This window comes from Photorhabdus bodei (genome assembly GCF_003287735.1).
Lineage (GTDB): Bacteria > Pseudomonadota > Gammaproteobacteria > Enterobacterales > Enterobacteriaceae > Photorhabdus > Photorhabdus kayaii.
Genome location: NZ_NSCM01000137.1, coordinates 1 through 1,020, shown reverse-complemented (window position 1 = coordinate 1,020; position 1,020 = coordinate 1). Strand labels below are relative to the sequence as shown.

At 43.1% G+C, this 1,020-nt stretch carries 1 protein-coding gene; it reads left to right on the top strand.

Annotated elements, in window-relative coordinates; genetic code table 11:
- Positions 1–70: 70 nt before the first annotated feature.
- The gene (locus CKY02_RS23105; protein WP_112897016.1) at positions 71–1,015 is read left to right on the top strand and encodes an IS1595 family transposase; all 945 of its coding nucleotides are present in this window, start codon (positions 71–73) and stop codon (positions 1,013–1,015) included.
- Positions 1,016–1,020: the final 5 nt, after the last annotated feature.

Below are 1,020 nucleotides of genomic sequence, written 5' to 3'. Positions count from 1 at the left end.
CCTGATTATCACTTAAATTCAGCTCCCATAGGCGTATACTTAAAATAAGTCTGTGTGGAGGTAAATGAAAATGGCTAAAAATCAGATTCAATTCCAAAAAGGCATTTCTATTCATGAGTTTATTTCATTATATGGTCATGAAGAACAATGCCAGAAACAGGTGTTCGATATGCGCTGGCCTACGGGGTATCACTGCCCTCATTGTGGGCATGATAAGTATTGCCAGTTAAAATCTCGTTTCCTTTATCAGTGCAATCAATGCCATCATCAGACATCTTTGACGGCCGGCACATTGTTTTCTGCGTCAAAATTACCTTTAACTGTGTGGTTTTTGGCGATTTATCTCATGACTCAGGAAAAAAATGGGATTTCTGCACTTGAATTGTCACGTCAACTGGGCATTTCCTACAACGCTGCATGGCGTATGAAACACAAGCTAATGAAAGCGATGAAAGAACGGGATGACGAAAAGCCTCTCGGCGGGTTTATTCAGCTTGACGATGCATACTGGGGAGGGGCTCAGCATGGCCCCCGAGGGCGAGGGGCAAAAGGGAAATGCCCTTTCGTTGCGGCGGTTTCAATGAATGAAAAGGGCCATCCTATGTTCATGCGTTTCAGCGTTGTGAAAGGGTTTAAGACCGAGGAACTTACCCGTTGGGCTAAAGTGCATCTTAAACCAAAATCCCTTGTTATTTCAGATGGATTAGCTTGCTTTCGGGGGATTGAGCAAGCCGGGACTTTCCATTTGCCCCTCGTCAGCGGCGGTGGAGCGCAGAGTGTTAAGCTTCCTTATTTTCAGTGGGTTAACACAATGATTAGTAATGTAAAAAATTCGATACGCGGAACATATCATTCGATTAGCAAAAAGTATTTACCTCGTTATCTTGCCGAATTCTGTTTCAGGTTCAATTGGCGCTTTAACCTTAAAAAAACATTCGAACAGCTTATTTATTCATGTATCCGGGCAGCACCTATACCTGAGTATTTACTCAAGCTAGCTGAGATTCGATGGTAATCAGG

Bases quoted from the DNA above. Each gene is read 5' to 3' on its own strand.
- CKY02_RS23105 (WP_112897016.1), top strand. From the start codon at position 71: ATGGCTAAAAATCAGATTCAATTCCAAAAAGGCATTTCTATTCATGAG.